Annotated in this window: 14 protein-coding genes; 6 read left to right on the top strand and 8 right to left on the bottom strand. The window is 57.9% G+C overall.

Annotation, left to right across the window (positions count from 1 at the left end; genetic code table 11):
- Positions 1-6: 6 nt before the first annotated feature.
- On the bottom strand, positions 7-792 hold the full coding sequence (locus PGR23_RS06060; RefSeq protein WP_046883860.1) for a transporter substrate-binding domain-containing protein: 786 nt from the start codon (positions 790-792) through the stop codon (positions 7-9).
- A 212-nt stretch (positions 793-1,004) separates the two neighbouring features.
- Positions 1,005-1,844, bottom strand: coding sequence for a MurR/RpiR family transcriptional regulator HpxU (gene hpxU, locus PGR23_RS06055; RefSeq protein ID WP_396279693.1), 840 nt, complete (start codon positions 1,842-1,844; stop codon positions 1,005-1,007).
- 177 nt (positions 1,845-2,021) lie between these two features.
- Between hpxU and hpxW the strand changes: the two genes are divergently transcribed.
- Genes hpxW through hpxZ form a run of 4 tightly spaced genes read left to right on the top strand, consistent with a single transcriptional unit; the run spans position 2,022 to position 5,584 of the window.
- Entirely contained in the window at positions 2,022-3,605 is a 1,584-nt protein-coding gene (gene hpxW / locus PGR23_RS06050; protein WP_045394374.1) for an oxamate amidohydrolase, read from the top strand.
- 10 nt (positions 3,606-3,615) lie between these two features.
- Positions 3,616-3,804, top strand: a complete 189-nt coding sequence (gene hpxX, locus PGR23_RS06045) for an oxalurate catabolism protein HpxX (RefSeq protein ID WP_396279692.1) — start codon at positions 3,616-3,618, stop codon at positions 3,802-3,804.
- Positions 3,801-5,198 carry an AtzE family amidohydrolase gene (locus PGR23_RS06040; RefSeq protein ID WP_396279691.1) on the top strand — a complete coding sequence of 466 codons (1,398 nt, stop codon included), beginning with the start codon at positions 3,801-3,803 and terminating at the stop codon, positions 5,196-5,198. Before hpxX ends, PGR23_RS06040 begins: the two co-directional genes overlap by 4 nt.
- A complete protein-coding gene (hpxZ, locus tag PGR23_RS06035; RefSeq protein ID WP_047048378.1) occupies positions 5,195-5,584 on the top strand; it encodes an oxalurate catabolism protein HpxZ in 390 nt (129 codons plus the stop codon). The genes PGR23_RS06040 and hpxZ overlap by 4 nt, the downstream gene beginning before the upstream one ends.
- Before the next feature lie 792 nt (positions 5,585-6,376).
- Here the strand turns inward: hpxZ and puuE are convergent.
- The 3 genes from puuE to PGR23_RS06020 are packed head-to-tail and all read right to left on the bottom strand — an operon-like array spanning position 6,377 to position 8,781.
- Complete coding sequence (puuE, locus tag PGR23_RS06030; protein ID WP_396279690.1) at positions 6,377-7,309, bottom strand: allantoinase PuuE; 933 nt, start codon at positions 7,307-7,309, stop codon at positions 6,377-6,379.
- Between the two features lie 15 nt (positions 7,310-7,324).
- Positions 7,325-8,065, bottom strand: a complete 741-nt coding sequence (gene hpxA, locus PGR23_RS06025; RefSeq protein WP_213292549.1) for an allantoin racemase — start codon at positions 8,063-8,065, stop codon at positions 7,325-7,327.
- Positions 8,065-8,781: a GntR family transcriptional regulator gene (locus PGR23_RS06020; RefSeq protein ID WP_015705421.1), complete on the bottom strand. Its 717-nt coding sequence runs from the start codon at positions 8,779-8,781 to the stop codon at positions 8,065-8,067. The genes hpxA and PGR23_RS06020 overlap by 1 nt, the downstream gene beginning before the upstream one ends.
- A 143-nt stretch (positions 8,782-8,924) precedes the next feature.
- On the opposite strand from PGR23_RS06020, the gene PGR23_RS06015 reads away from it, so the two are divergent.
- Positions 8,925-10,421, top strand: a complete 1,497-nt coding sequence (locus PGR23_RS06015) for an NCS1 family nucleobase:cation symporter-1 (protein WP_396279687.1) — start codon at positions 8,925-8,927, stop codon at positions 10,419-10,421.
- Between the two features lie 95 nt (positions 10,422-10,516).
- Positions 10,517-11,830 carry a guanine deaminase gene (gene guaD, locus PGR23_RS06010; protein ID WP_396279686.1) on the top strand — a complete coding sequence of 438 codons (1,314 nt, stop codon included), beginning with the start codon at positions 10,517-10,519 and terminating at the stop codon, positions 11,828-11,830.
- Positions 11,831-11,873: 43 nt separating this feature from the next.
- Here guaD and uraH read toward each other — a convergent pair whose 3' ends face one another.
- From uraH to PGR23_RS05995, 3 genes are read right to left on the bottom strand one after another with little or no spacing between them, the layout of a single operon-like run.
- Positions 11,874-12,200, bottom strand: a complete 327-nt coding sequence (gene uraH, locus PGR23_RS06005; RefSeq protein WP_348876635.1) for a hydroxyisourate hydrolase — start codon at positions 12,198-12,200, stop codon at positions 11,874-11,876.
- Positions 12,197-12,697 (bottom strand): 2-oxo-4-hydroxy-4-carboxy-5-ureidoimidazoline decarboxylase, encoded by a 501-nt coding sequence (gene uraD, locus PGR23_RS06000; RefSeq protein WP_047056833.1) that lies wholly within the window; start codon positions 12,695-12,697, stop codon positions 12,197-12,199. The genes uraH and uraD overlap by 4 nt, the downstream gene beginning before the upstream one ends.
- Positions 12,675-14,057, bottom strand: coding sequence for a nucleobase:cation symporter-2 family protein (locus PGR23_RS05995; protein ID WP_396279685.1), 1,383 nt, complete (start codon positions 14,055-14,057; stop codon positions 12,675-12,677). Before PGR23_RS05995 ends, uraD begins: the two co-directional genes overlap by 23 nt.
- Between the last annotated feature and the right edge of the window lie 289 nt (positions 14,058-14,346).

Raw genomic sequence — 14,346 nt, 5'->3', positions numbered from 1 at the left:
TGTACCTTAAGCGGCAAAGTCGCTGGGCAACGGCGCTTTCAGCCACTGCTGTGATAACGTATTGAGGGTGCCGTCCTTAATGCCCTGCGCGATTAAGGCGTTCACCTTTTCCTTCAGCGCCGGTTCATTTTTTTTCAGGCCAATCACGCACGGTGAATCCTTAAGCATAAAGTTGGCGACCGGGGCTTTCGCCGGGTTTTGCCGTGAGATAGCCGCCACCACCAGATTACCCGTCGCCACATATTGCACCTGACCAGAAAGCCAGGCCGACAGCGTCGTGTTGTTATCTTCGTAACGCTTAATCTGCGCCGCTTTCGGCGCAATGCTGGTCAGCACCATATCTTCCACCGCGCCGCGGGTCACGCCGATACTCTTACCGCTCAGTTCGGCTGCGTCTTTCAGGGCAGCTCCCTGCGGGCCGAAGACGCCAAGGAAAAACGGCGCGTAGGGTTGGCTGAAATCGATGACCTTTTCCCGCTCGGCGTTCTTACCCAGGCTTGAGATCACCAGATCCACTTTATCGGTCTGCAGATACGGTACCCGGTTGGCGCTGCTCACCGGAACCAGCTGCAGTTTTAGCTTCATCTGCTTTGCCAGATAGCGTGCCATATCAATGTCATATCCCTGTGGCTGGAGATCGGTGCCGACGGAACCAAACGGCGGGAAATCCTGGGGAACGGCGACGCGGATCACGCCGCGTTTTTCAATATCCTGGAGTTGGTCCGCGCGTGCGGCGGTGATTTGTGTTAACAGACAAGCGGCCCCGGTCAGCGCGATCAGCAGTTTTTTCATCATCATTCCCCGTTACGTTAGTATGAAACAAAAGATTCTTTAAATAAACTTCTGCAACTAATGTGCCAGATGCGGACAAAACAAATTTGCGCCGGCTAATCGGCTTTTAGCGGGAAATGACGGGAACATTAACCATAGCGGTAAGAAGAATTGGATTTCTTCTTACCGCATTTTGGCACCAAAAAGGTGCAAAGCACCAGCATGACTCCCCATTATCGTTGTTCAAGCTCATCCAGTTGTTGGTATAACGTAGCGATGTCATGAATGCGCGGGCGACCGCTATCGAGAATTTCATGTAGCAAGGCGTTGGCCAGCAGGTTGATAAGACTATTGGCCGACGCGTAGCTGTCGAAAGCCGACACGCTGTCCAGTGGGGCGAAGAGCCGCCAGCGCGCCAGAGGAAACAGGCTATGCGCCTGCGGCTCACAGATTAGCAGCTGCGGAACTCCCCGCTGTTGCAGTTGCTGCATCAATGGGCGAATAATTCGCGGCCGACGGCGAAACGCCATCACCACCACCATATCTTCCGCGCTTAAATCGACCAGTTCTTCACTTAGGCTTTGCCCCGGTTGCGGCAGCACCACCACTTGCCCGCGCGCCTGCAGTAACTGCTGACGTAGATGCAACGCCAGCGGCCAGGAGTTACGCATCCCAATAATGACGACGCGCCTGGCATTCACCAGTGCGTTAATGGCTTCGGCAAACTGCCGGGCATCCAGCGCGTTGACCCACTGCGTCAGGTTTGCCATCTCCTGCTTATAATGCCGCGCCAGCAAGGTATTACCCTGCACCGCCTCGCGATGATCGGTCAACGGCATCCCGCTCTGGCGTAACGTGCGCAGCTCATCGCGCATATCGCGATACTTTTCATACCCCAGCCGTTTAAACAGGCGGCTTACCGTCGCTTTAGATACCCCGCTCAGTTGGGCCAGCTCGGCGCTGTTGTAGCTAATCAGGTCATCAAAGTGGTCGACAATGAAATCCGCCACCCGCTGCTCCTGGGGTGACAACGACGCATATTGCGCCTTCAGCCGTTGATCGAGTTGTTCCATAGCGCCTCTGTAACTTTTGTTTCACTGAACTATACCGCTAACCCCCTTCACAATGCATGCCACAATGAGAAAAGAAAATGATAACCGCAACATTGAAACTTTCTTTTCAAAGTGGAACAGCTTTTGCACGGACAGCGTTTGCAGCAGTGGCTGCACGATTCGTTACGAGGATAATTTATGCAGAGTCATTTCTCGACCCAGGGGATGGCGGTCGCCCCCCATCATCTGGCTAGCCAAAGCGCGCTGTCCGTGCTGCGCGAAGGCGGAAGCGCAATAGAAGCGATGGTCGCCGCCGCTGCGACCATCGCGGTGGTCTATCCGCATATGAATGGTTTAGGCGGCGATGGGTTCTGGCTGATCGTGCCGCCGCAGGGCGATCCGATCGCCATTGACGCCAGCGGCGCCGCTGGTTCACTGGCGACGCCGGAAGCCTATGCCGGGCTAACGCACATCCCGCATCGCGGCCCGCAATCCGCCCTGACCGTCGCCGGCACCGTCAGCGGCTGGGATGAGGCGCTGAAAGTTTCACAATCCCTGACCGGTAAATCACTACCGCTTTCGCGCCTGTTACAGGACGCGATTGGCTATGCCGATAACGGTATTCCGGTGACCGCGTCACAAGCCAGCGCCACCGCTGGAAAGTTAGATGAACTTCAGCACCAGCCGGGCTTCGCTGAGACCTTTCTGGTCAATGGCCGCCCTCCTGAAAGCGGCAGCCGCTTTTGTCAGCCTGCGCTGGCTTCCACGCTAAAACGGCTGGTTGCGGAAGGGCTTGATAGTTTCTATCGCGGCTCGCTGGCGGAACAACTGGCGGCCGGCATGGCCCGTTACGGCCTGCCTATCACGCTTGACGATCTGCGCCAGCATCGCGCGCGCCGCCCGCAACCACTGCGGCTACAGCATCAACACGGTGAGTTATGGAACCTGGCGCCGCCGACGCAGGGGCTGGTATCTCTGGCCATTCTCGGCATCACTGACCGGCTGGCGATGGAACAGGCCGACGATGCGCAGACTATCCACCGTATCGTGGAAGCGACAAAACTGGCCTTTAGCCTGCGCGATAAACATATTACCGACCCGCTGCATCTGGACGTGGATATTCAAAGCCTGCTGTCCCCGCAGGCGTTACAACCGCTGGCGGAGAAGATCGACGACCAGCGCGCCGCGCCATGGGGCGCAGGCAAAGGCCCCGGCGATACCGTCTGGATGGGCGTGATGGACAGTAGCGGACTGGCGGTCTCCTTTATCCAGAGTCTCTACCATGAGTTTGGCAGCGGCGTGGTGCTTCCGGACAGCGGTATTGTCTGGCAAAACCGCGGCGCGTCGTTCAGCCTCGACCCGGCGCATTTGCTGGCGCTGGCGCCCGGCAAGCAACCCTTCCATACCCTTAATCCCGCCGCCGCACGCCTGAACGATGGGCGGGTGATGGTTTATGGCTCAATGGGCGGCGACGGCCAGCCGCAAACCCAGGCGGCGCTGTTCACCCGTTATATCCTGCAGAACGTCCCGCTTCAGGAGAGTATTTCTCGTCCGCGCTGGCTCCTTGGGCGCACCTGGGGACAGACCTCGGACTCACTAAAAGTGGAAGGTCGCTTTGCGCCGCAAACCCTCGCCCGACTCAGGGAACTGGGGCATGAAGTTGAGGTACTGGCCGACTTCAGCGAGGCCATGGGACATGCCGGGGCCATTGTCCGCCATCCTGACGGCCTGTTTGAAGGCGCGTCTGACCCGCGCAGTAACGGCACCGCCGCTGGCTATTAGGAGGAGAAGCATGAAACAAACCGAAAAAGAGTGGCGCGACTGGCTTCTACAGATGGAACAGATCCTCGCCCTTGAACTGGATGAATCGCGCCGCGCTGAGCTGCTGACGCAATTTCGCCGCATTGCCGATATGGCTGAACCGCTGATGGCCTATCCGCTCGATCAGCGTCTGGAAATCGCCGGAGTGTATAAAGCATGAAGCTACATCAGATGACCATTGCCGACATTCAGCAGTCGCTGAGTCGCGGTGAATTTAGCGCCAGAGAGCTGGCTCACCAGACGCTTGATGATATTGCGCAAAGTAACCCGCGGCTCAACGCCTGGACGACAGTCACCGGGAAACGGATGCTCGACGAAGCGGACGCCATTGATGCCCTACGGCGTACGAATCAGCCGCTGCCTGCGCTGGCAGGTATTCCCTATGCGGTCAAAAATCTGTTTGATGTCGCAGGGGAAACCACCCTTGCCGGCGCGCAACTGTTCAGCGATAACCCGCCTGCCCGCGTCGATAGCTGGGCAGTAAGTCAGATCCATAGCGCAGGCGGCCTGCTCAGCGGGATGCTGAATATGGACGCCTATGCTTACGGTTTTACCACAGAAAACAGCCACTATGGCGCGACGCGCAATCCGCACGATCTTAACCGCATTGCCGGCGGCTCCTCCGGCGGCTCAGCGGCGGCGGTCGCCGCCGGATTGGTTAATTTCTCGCTCGGTAGCGACACCAATGGTTCGATTCGCGTTCCGGCATCCCTGAGTGGGATTTTTGGTCTCAAGCCAACCTTCGGCCGCCTGTCGCGCGCCGGCAGCCACCCTTTTGTTCCCAGCCTCGATCATATTGGTCCGTTTGCCCGCACGGTAGAGGATTTAGCCACAGTTTACGATGTTCTGCAGGGGCGAGACGTCAACGATGGGTTTCAGGCCGAACGCGGCGTCGCCCCTGCCACGCCGCATCTACGATATGGCCTCCAGGGGCTGCGTTGCGCGGTTTTAGGCGGCTATTTCAGCCGCTGGTGCGATGACGATGCCCGCGCGGCGGTGGCTCGCGTCGCCCGCTATCTCGAAGCCTCTGAAGAGTATCTCTTCCCCGAGGCGGAGCTGGCGCGCGCTTCTGCGTTTATCATTAGCGCTTCTGAAGGCGGAAACCAGTACCTTCCAGCCTTACGGCGCGAGCCGGAGCGCTTTGAACCGCACTCGCGCGAACGTCTGCTGGCGGGCGCGATGATCCCTTCCGCCTGGTACCTGCAGGCGCAGCGCTTCCGTCGCCACGCTCAGCAGCGAGTCGCCTCGCTGTTCACCCACGCCGATGTGCTCATCGCCCCGGCAACACCGTGCAGCGCGACGCTTATTGGCGAGCAGACGATGGAGATCAACGGCGAGTCTTTACCGATACGCGCCAGCATGGGCATGCTTACTCAACCGATCTCCTTTATCGGTCTGCCGGTGGTGACCGTCCCGCTTCGTTCCGCGACGGGGCTGCCTGTCGGGGTGCAGTTAATTGCCGCGCCGTTTAATGAACAGGCTTGTCTGCGCGCCGCCTATGCGCTGGAAGCGATGGGAGTAACCGATTCTCGTCCGGTGGGGGTAGCCGCATGATCGCATCACAAGACATCAATCTTCCGCAAGTGGTCGCCGAAGTTACGGCGGCCTTTTATCGCTATGAACAGGCGCTGGTGAGTAACGATATCGCGGTGCTGGATGCGTTGTTCTGGCACGATACGCGCACGGTTCGCCTCGGCGCCGGAGAGAATCTGTATGGTATTGATGAGATCCGCGCCTTCCGCGCCGCGCGCCCTGCCGCAGGGCTTGCGCGGGAGTTACGCCATACGGTGATCACCACCTATGGAGAGGATTATGCGGTATGCAGTACCGAGTTCACCCGTGAAGGCAGCGAACGTATTGGCCGTCAGCAGCAAACCTGGGTGCGGTTTGCCTGCGGCTGGCGTATCGTTGCCGCGCAGGTCAGTTTGATGGGACATTGATGCCGTTGTCGCCCCCTGCTTGCGCTGCGCTTAGCAGGGCTACCAACTCACAATGGCACGGATCGTAGGCCGGATAAGGCGCAGCCCCATCCGGCGCGAAAGTGGTTCTTTACCCGCGGTTATTGCCCGGCGGCGCTACACTTACGTGGGCCTACAGATCACATGCCGGCGTAGATACTGTTATCGATTTGCAACGGTTTTGGTCTGGGAAAAACATGTGCTTTGTGTTAATTCTGAGCACATTGCGCTCCCGGTTAATTTTTTCCGCAATATGTTTTCCGTGGCGCTGGGAGCGCACAGAGGGCGGCCAGTCGCCGCCGCCCTCTGTACTCCCGGGCTCTGGCCGCCAAAATCGCCACTTCGTGGTACCTTCGACTTATCCCGGCAGGCTCCGGGTCGGGCCGAGGCAGCATCCCTGCAAATCACGGCCCTCAGCCCGCATCCATGCGGGCTGCCCCGGCCTTCCGGGAACGTCTCAGCGATTTTGAGGCCACCAACACCGCAGTTTCAGTAGCCATTTACAAGATAGAGATCTTAAGCTCACAACGGTACGGACCATAGATACTGTTATCGGTTTGCTACTTTTTTAAGGGGTTTTCCCGGACGCGGCGCGTTGCGCCTTCTCCGGGCTACCAAATCGCAAAGCGCTGTAGCCCCAGTAAGCGGCAGCGCCACCGGGGATTTTGAGGCTACCAACACCGGCAGTATAAATTAACGGCAGGCCGCACGGACCGTAGGTCGGGTAAGGCGTTAGCCGCCACCCGACAAAATAACGGCGCAATGGGTCTGCTGCTATGGCTGGTACGGATGTACCTGCCGCCAGTGGTCGGCAATCTGCTGGCGGGTACAAATCCACACGCGCTCATGCTGCTGCACGTAATCGAGAAAACGTTGCAGAGCGCGGAAACGTCCGGGGCGCCCCAGCAACCGGCAGTGCATGCCGATAGACATCATTTTCGGCGACGTTTCGCCTTCCGCGTACAGCACATCAAAGCTGTCTTTCAGATAGGTATAAAACTGTTCAGCGGTATTAAACCCCTGAGCGGTGGCAAAGCGCATGTCGTTGGCATCGAGCGTGTAAGGCACGATGAGATGCGGTTTACGCTGCCCGTCGGCGCAAGGCACTTCCGTCCAGAACGGCAAATCATCGCCATAATAGTCGCTGTCGTAATCAAATCCGCCATGTTCCACCACCAGTTGCCGGGTGTTAGGGCTATCGCGACCGGTATACCAGCCGGTGGGCGGTTTGCCAAACAGGTCGGTCAGCACCTGCACCGCTTTATGCAGATGGTCACGCTCCTGTTCAATCGCCATATGCTGATAGTGGATCCAACGCCACCCGTGGCTGACCACATCATAGTTGGCCGCTTTGATCGCCGCGACGATATCCGGATGACGCGCCAGCGCCATCGCCACGCCAAACACCGTTAACGGCACCCCCCGCTCCTGAAAGGCATGATGGATACGCCAGAAGCCCGCGCGGCTGCCATATTCATACAATGAGTCCATTGACATATGGCGGTCAGGGTAGCTGGCAGCGCCGATGATATCGGAGAGAAACTGTTCGGAACCCGCATCGCCGTGCAGGACGTGATTCTCGGCGCCCTCTTCGTAATTAAGCACAAACTGTACCGCGATACGCGCCTGATTTGGCCACTGCGCGTGCGGCGGCTTTCCCGCATAGCCGCGCAAATCGCGCGGATACGATTCTGCTGCTGGTATCATCTCCCACCCCCTCATTTAATCATTAAACACGGCAAATTTACCGCTAAGCGTTTTACGTTCCGGATAGGCTAAATCACCGTGCTTGCTGGTTGTCAGCCCGAGCGACACCAGAGATTCAACCATCTTCACCGCCGCGCTGACGCCATCAATAACGGGTACCTGAAGTTCCCGGGTCAGTTGCTGCGCCAGGGTCGCCATGCCGCCGCAGCCCAGCACGATAGCGCCGCAGCCGTCCTCCTTTAGCGCCTGAATACAGCGGGCGCGTACTTTTTCCTGCGCCACGCCGCTGCCATCTTCCAGCGCCAGCACCGGTAGATCGATCGCATGCAGACCGGCGCAATGGTCATGGAATCCATACTGATGTAGCAGGTGGCGAGCGATAATCAGCGTGCGCGGCAAGGTAGTGACTACCGAGAAGCGGGTAGCGACCAGCGTCGCCATATGCATCGCCGCTTCGGCAATACCAATAACCGGCCCCTGGGCCAGTTCACGGGCGGCCAGTAGTCCCGGATCGCCAAAACAGGCGATGACATGGCCGGAAACGCCCTGCCGCCGCCCGGCTTTAATCTGCTCCAGCACGCCGACGGCGGCGATGGCTTCGTCAAAATGTCCTTCAATCGACGGCACGCCGTCCGGTGGACACACCGCGAGAATATCGGTTCCTGGCGACGCCGCGGCGCGGGCCGCCTCGGCGATGGTTTGCGTCATACCGGGATCGGTATTGGGATTGATAACTTGTATACAGATGGTGGACATTACCGCTCCTTATAGCCGGCGAATAGCCGGGCGAAATCGGGAACCGACTCCCCCGTGCGGGAAAAACATAAACTGGCGACGATGTGTTCAAAGTGATGGTTGAGCGCCTCGGTCAGCGCGGTTAGCGCTTTTTCGCGCAGCAGGCCGACAAGGCGTTCGTGGTCATCGCAGCGGCACCCTTGCCGCCACGGCGCGCCCCAGGCGGCAATCACCAGCGATGAGCGTTGACTGAGCCGGGTGACCATCTCCGTTAGCACCTGGTTGCCGGAAATGGCCTGTAACTGAATATGAAAATTAGCGGAGTGGCGGATAGCCGCCGGGCCATCGTAGGCCTCATGCGCCAGTTGCTCCTGCTGAATAATGGCTTCCAGCGCCGCCAGATGCGGAGGCTGGCAGCGTTGAAGGACGTCCGGCAGATTCGCCACTTCCAGTAGCGCGCGGGTGCGGAATATTTCCCGTGCCTCGTCGACCGTCGGACTGGCGACCTGTGCACCACGTTTGGGCGTTAATGTCACCATTTGCACAGCGGCGAGTCGTTGCAGCGCTTTGCGTACCCCCGTGCGGCTGACGCCGAACACCTCCGCCAGCGCCTCTTCCGGCAATTTGCTGCCCGGCAGCAGCTGTTGCTCGACAATCGCGGTCAGCAAGGCTTCGTAGATAGACTCATCCTTGTCATGCAGTCCGGCTGCGGCCTGCAGCGGATTTTCATTGCCCATTGGTCTACTCCACTTTCCATTTTGATATCAAATCGTATACATAAAATAAATATTTTGTATACAAGATTAACCATTCTGGCCTGAATCCTGCAACGCCTTCCGCTATCAACGGCACAACGTTTGTCTTCAGAGGAGCAGGATCCATGCCAAATACACAAAACACGCATCAGCTCAACGCCGGTGACCCGGCATCAGGCTACAGCCCGCGTCTTTGCAACGAGGATCTGGCGCCGACGCGCGAGCAAAACTGGAACTGGTACAACATTTTTTCTTTCTGGATGTCGGACGTGCATAGCATGGGCGGCTATGTAGTGGCGGCGAGTTTCTTTACGCTGGGGCTGGCGAGCTGGCAGGTGCTTATCTGCCTGTTGGCCGGAATTGTTATCGTCCAGCTTTGCGCTAATCTGGTGGCCAAACCCAGCCAGATTGCCGGCGTGCCCTATGCGGTCATTTGTCGTCAGGCGTTTGGCGTCTTCGGCGCCAATATTCCGGCGGTGATACGCGGACTGATAGCTTTCGCCTGGTACGGGATCCAAACCTATCTGGCTGCGAACGCCTTGATGCTGGTGCTGCTGAAGTTCTGGCCCTCGCTGGCGGCAATGACGCAAACCTCATTGCTGGGTCTTTCATCGCTTGGCTGGCTCTGTTTCGCTACCATGTGGCTGTTGCAGGCGATGGTGTTCTGGCACGGCATGAGCGCGATTAAGCGTTTCATCGACATCGCCGGCCCGGCGGTATATGTGGTGATGCTGGCGCTGGCGGGCTGGATTGTATACAAGACAGGCCTCGACGGTATCTCCTTTACCCTCGCCAGTAAGACGCTGACCACCGGCGAGCAAAGCTGGCAGATGATCACCGCCACCGCGCTGGTGGTCTCCTACTTCTCCGGTCCGCTGCTTAATTTTGGCGATTTCTCCCGTTATGCCAGAAGCATGGGCGAAATTCGCCGCGGTAACCGCTGGGGGCTGCCGTTTAACTTCCTGCTGTTCTCGGTGGTGACTGTAGTGATCGTCTCCGGGACGCAATCTTTATTTGGCCGGATGATCACCGACCCGATTGAAACGGTGAGCCATGTGGGTAACGATCTGGCGGTGGCCATCGGCCTGCTGACCATGATCACCGCCACTATCGGCATCAATATTGTCGCCAACTTCGTCTCGCCGGCATTTGATTTTTCCAACTGCGCGCCGCAAAAAATCAGCTTCCGCACCGGCGGGATGATTGCCGCCGTCGGCTCGATACTGCTCACCCCGTGGAACCTGTTCAACTCCCCTGAGCTTATCCACTACACCCTGGATGTATTGGGAGCGTTTATCGGACCGTTGTTCGGCATTCTGCTGGTTGATTTCTATTTGATTAAACGCGGGCAGGTATCGGTCAACGATCTGTTCGATGACACTCCGAAAGGCAAATACTGGTACCGCAACGGCTTTAACCCGAAGGCCATCGCCGCGCTGCTGCCCTCGGTAGCGGTTGGCCTGATTATCAGCTTTATTCCCGCTCTGCATGAAGTGGCCAATTTTAGCTGGTTCATCGGCGTGCTGCTAAGCGGCAGCCTGTATCGCTGGATTGCCCGCGATGAGCGGCAGGCCGCTTCCTCCGCCCGCTTTACCCCCGGCGCGCTGGCGCAGAAAGAATAATCCCGCCCGGCCGCGGCATCTGTCGCGGCCTTCTGGCATTAAATTTGCAAAACATTTGCGTAATAGATATCTCCACACTCAAATAAGGCGGCAACATGCTGGAATACCACACCGCGCTACGCGGTGCGTTTTTTGATATTAGCCAACCCGCCGCCAGCGCTGACGATATCGCCCGCTACGCGCGATATATTGATGATGGCGTGCTGTTTATTTACGCCGGAAAGATTCAGGCGCTACTGCCATGGCAGGAAGGCGAAGCATTACTCGATCCACAGAAAGGCTATCGCGATCTGCGCGGTAAACTGCTGCTGCCGGGGTTTGTCGACGCCCATATTCATTATCCTCAAACCGAAATGATCGGCGCCTTTGGCGAACAGCTGCTGGAATGGCTGACCACCTATACCTTCCCGGTGGAAAGTCAGTTTGCCGATGAACGGTACGCGGCAGATATCGCCCGGTTTTTTGTCAACCAGTTGCTCAGCCATGGCACCACCACCGCGCTGGTATTTTGTACGCTTCATCCGGCGTCCGTGGAGGCCCTGTTTACCGAGGCGTTGCGCCTGAACATGCGCCTGCTGGCCGGTAAGGTGATGATGGATCGCCATACGCCGGAGTATTTAACCGAAACCGCCGAACAAAGCTATCGCCAGACCCGCGAACTGATCCAGCGCTGGCACCGGCGCGGTCGTCTGGGCTACGCCATTACGCCGCGTTTCGCCCCCACCTCCACGCCGGAACTCTTGCAAGCGGTTCAGCGTCTGCGGGAGGAGTTTCCCGATACCTGGCTACAAACCCATCTGAGTGAAAACTTAAATGAAATAGCGTGGGTAAAGCAGTTATGGCCGGAGCATGAGCACTATCTTGATGTTTATCATCACTATCAATTGACCGGAGCGCGCAGCGTCTTCGCCCACGGGATACATCTGGCGGAGAAAGAGTGGCGGTGTCTGCATGAGACCGGTTCGGCAATCGCCTTTTGCCCGACGTCAAACCTGTTTCTGGGTAGCGGGCTATTTCGCCTGCCCGCCAGCTGGCAACATCAGGTCCGGATCGGCATCGGCAGCGATGTTGGCGCCGGGACCACCTTCAGCCTGCTGCGTACTCTCGGCGAGGCCTATAAAGTGGCGCAGCTACAGAGCTATCGCCTGCGCGCCAGCGAAGCGTTTTATCATGCGACGTTGGGCGGCGCGCACGCGTTACGCCTGGATGACAAAATAGGTAATTTCCAGTCGGGAAAAGAGGCCGATTTGGTGGTTATCGACCCGGCGGTGACACCGCTACAAAGACTGCGCAGCGCCCGCTGTCAGGATGTGTATGAACAGCTGTTCGTGTTAATGACCTTAGGCGATGAACGGAACATTAGTGAGACCTGGGTCAATGGCGAACAGGTATGGTGTAACGAAGGATGAACCGCTGCCCGGCACTGTATTCTGACCGGGCAGCGGACTCAATTTAACTTCCGCGATAGGTCGACCAGCCGCCGGGGGCAATTAAAAAAGGCAGATGAAAATGGTCTTTGTCATCAATGGTAATCATAAAATCGATCTGCGCCTGTCGGTACAGGGTCTGGCGGCCATCGCGCGCAAACCACGATTGCAGTTCGGCCACCAGCTGATAGTTTCCGGGACGCAGCTGTCCCTTCGCCAGCTCGCCCAGACGGCCATTGCTGTCCGTCACGCCTGATGCCAGGCTGCGCCCTTCGCATAACAGGGTGACCGCCACGCCTTGTGCAGGCTTGCCGGTGGAAATATCAAGAATATGGGTGCTCAGGGTGATCATGCGCTAATAACTCCCGCCAGTCTGAGTAAGGTGATTTCACGTAATTGTTCCAGTGCCGCTTCAATTTCCTGCGCGTCATTATGCGTCAGCCGTTGGGTCAGCGCCTGCAGGATCTCGGCGGCGCTGCGCCCTTTGGCGCGGATCAGAAACACACGGTCAAAGCGGGCTTCGTAACGGGCATTCCCTTCTTTCAGCGCCCGGGCGATAGCGGCATCGTCGGCATTAACCTCCGCCTGCTCCTGGCGAGACAGCGCGGCATGCGCTTCCCCGCCTGTCGGCTTCTCTCCGATCCGCGGGTGGGCGCAGAGCGCCCGCGCCAGGTCCGCCTCCCCCCAGTGCTGCATCAGCTGTTGTGCGCGGTCCGTTAAGGCCGTCAGTGTGGCATAGGGGCGCCCCAGCGCCAGCGCTTCGCGCCAGGCGGGGAGCGCCACGCAGGGTTCGAGCAGTCGCAGGGCTTGCGCCTGCGGCAGCTGATTAAAGTGGTTGAGTGTTATCATCATTGCTCCTTGCCGCTGCCGTCATGGCGGCTTTCTCTTGCGGAATAATCAGATTCAATACAATCGCCACCAGCCCGCCGCTGGTAGCGGCAGATCCAAACAGATTGCCGATGATGGGCGGGAAATGGGCAAGGAAAGCGGGAACCGCCTCAATGCCGAGGCCAAAACCAAATGCCAGGCCCACAATCAGCATATCGCGGCGGGTTAGCGAGGTCTGGGTGATAATGCGGATCCCGGCCGCCACGACACAGCCAAACATGACCATCGTCGCGCCGCCTAACACCGGCGTGGGGATCTGGCGCAGGATTTCGCCAAATGGCGGAAATAGACCAAGCAGGATCAGCAATACGCCGATATAACGCCCGACATAGCGGCTGGCGACCCCGGTCATCTGGATGACGCCATTATTCTGCGCGAAGGTGGTATTGGGAAACGCGCAGATCGCCGCGGCGATCAGGCAGCTAATACCATCCGCGAGGATCCCGCCTTTCAGGCGTGAGCGAAACGCGGCATCATCGATGGACTGTTTTGAGATCAGGCAGTTGGCGGTTAAATCGCCGACGGCTTCAAGAATGCAGACCAGCGACACCAGCGCGACCGGTAAAAAGATGGCGCTATTAAACTGAAAGCCAAAAGGAAAGATCGCCGGCAGACGAAACCAGCTCTCGCCGACCGGCGCCAGATGAAATTTCCCGCTCAACGCGGCGGCGATACAGCCCACCGCCATGCCGACGACCACCGACGATAAACGCAGCCAGCGGTTTTTCGCGCAGCTTAATAACACGATAATCCCTAAGGTCACGCCGCCCAATGCGATATTGCCAGGGCTGGCGAAATCCGTCGCGTGCTCGCCGCCGCTCCAGTTAATAATACTGACCTTTATCAGGCTGATGCCGATCAGCGCAATGACGCTGCCGGTAATAATCGGGGTAAAGAGTTTTTTCAGCGGTTCGATAAAGCGGCTGACGACGACCGGTACCAGCGCGGCAACAACGTTGACGCCGAACAGCATGGCCATAATGTCCTGCGGACCGCCTCCCTGCGCTTTGACCCACATGCCGCCGGCAATCGCTACGCCGAGAAAAGCGAAGCTGGTGCCCTGCATACAGATCATCCCCGCGCCGATCCCCCAGACGCGGTTAGCCTGAAGAAAGGTGCCAATCCCGGAAGCTATTAGCGACATACTAATTAAATATGGCAGCCATTCGCCAAGTCCCAGCGCGGCGCCAATAATCAGCGGCGGCGTAATAATGCCGACCAGCCCCGCCAGCACGTGCTGTAAGGCGCTAAAAAAGGCCGGCAGCGGCGGGATGCGCTGCTCTAGGCCATAAAGCAGGTTGCTGTTCTTTTCATCAGACATGGGGTCACCGTCTCGTCGTGGATAAGCGTTCACGATGTAGTGCACAAAGCAGGCCACATTGCTTATTCCCTCTATCTTTATCCACGTAATAATAGCTTTATCTTTTATTTATCAGTGAAATAGCTAAATTAAAGAGCGGGTATTCTGTAACGATCGTTGGCGCGGGGCGCTGAAACTTTTGATTCCTTAATTCATCAAAAGAAATCTTTGATTCATAAAAAGGCAACATAATCGCAAATTTGCCCTCCTTTGGTGCATCTCCCCGCCATCACCCGTCCGTTTTCCGCTG

Origin of the sequence: Klebsiella sp. 141162 (assembly GCF_050600755.1) — a bacterium.
Classification (GTDB): Bacteria; Pseudomonadota; Gammaproteobacteria; order Enterobacterales; family Enterobacteriaceae; genus Klebsiella; species Klebsiella aerogenes.
The sequence above is the reverse complement of the archived record's forward strand: the minus strand, read 5'-3'. Positions and strand labels throughout refer to the sequence as shown.